1 protein-coding gene and 1 pseudogene are annotated in these 1,140 nt (G+C 60.1%); one reads left to right on the top strand and one right to left on the bottom strand.

Annotated elements, in window-relative coordinates; genetic code table 11:
- The coding region (locus tag JF66_RS19925) for an SDR family NAD(P)-dependent oxidoreductase (protein WP_197059514.1) at window positions 1-482 on the bottom strand (482 nt) is incomplete at its 3' end.
- 366 nt (window positions 483-848) lie between these two features.
- Here JF66_RS19925 and JF66_RS25165 point away from each other — a divergent pair.
- A pseudogene (locus tag JF66_RS25165) lies at window positions 849-935 on the top strand (type II toxin-antitoxin system RelE/ParE family toxin); the annotation flags it as partial.
- Window positions 936-1,140 lie beyond the last annotated feature (205 nt).

The following is a 1,140-nucleotide window of genomic DNA, read 5'->3' as shown; positions in this document are numbered from 1 at the left end:
TTCGCGTCGCCGTAGGCCTTGTTTGCGGAGTACCTCGAGGTGTTGTTGAGATCGTCAAGGTCGACCTTTCCGAAGATTCGGGCAGCGACGCTCGAGGTGTTGATCACCGAGGCGTGCGAGGCAAGCAAGGTGTCCAGCAGAAGGTTGGTGAGCAAAAACGGTGCCAGATGATTGACCTGGAGGGTCTTCTCGAAGCCGTCCACCGTCTTGTTCCGGGAGCCGAAAATTCCGCCGGCGTTATTGGCCAAAATGTCGATGCGGGGATAATCCGCTTTCAGGCGGTCGGCCAGCTCACGCACGTGGCTGAGATCGGAGAAGTCCGCCACGTAGTACTTCGCTCCGAGTTCCCCGGCCACGGTCTGGGTCTTCTCGGGGGATCTGCCCACAATCACGACGGTATGCCCGTCCGCGTGGAGTTTGCGCGCTGCGGCCGCGCCGACTCCGTCACTCGCACCGGTGATCACAATTGTTTTCATGGGCATGGCTCAATCCTCTGTGGGGTACGGCGACGAGACGTGTTCGCGATGAGTCGTATCGGGAACCAGCACTGAGCCTAGCCAGATGAGCTGGGACGGACCTCGTCGTGCCGCAGAGGAATCACGCGAAGAATTGCGACGGACAAAAAACGAACCAACTCCCTGGGACTAAATAAAGACAGACCGCGGCCGCGCATGACCTACTCGGTGAGGATCGCGCCAGCTGCTGCACGGCAGTTGCGCACGTTCGATCTGCAGGTCCGCCGGAGAATTCAGGCAGCGATCGATCTCTTGGCCCAGAGTCCCCGACCGTCCCAAGCGATTCACCTCGTCGGCGGCTCTGGCGAGTGGCGGGTGTGAACGGGCGGCTACCCCATCATTTACGAGATTCAGGACGACACGTTGATGGTGCTCGTCCTCCGACTCGGACACCGTCGCGAGATGGACGAATCCAGATAAATGAACTCTGACCGGGACTTGTGAAGGACCTGAGTACACTGGGCGAGTATGGCTGACATCGGAGTTTTCGCCCGCACCACGAGTAACGCGCCGAGAGCGTGGTTCCTGGGCGGGATGTTGTTCCTCGCATCGATCGTGATCAGGGTTTCCCAACCCGCGATCGCAGTGGTCCCGGGCGGAGGCACCCTCAGCACAGTCCTGTTTT

Source organism: Cryobacterium sp. MLB-32 (assembly GCF_000738085.1).
Lineage (GTDB): Bacteria > Actinomycetota > Actinomycetes > Actinomycetales > Microbacteriaceae > Cryobacterium.
The sequence above is the reverse complement of the archived record's forward strand: the minus strand, read 5'-3'. Positions and strand labels throughout refer to the sequence as shown.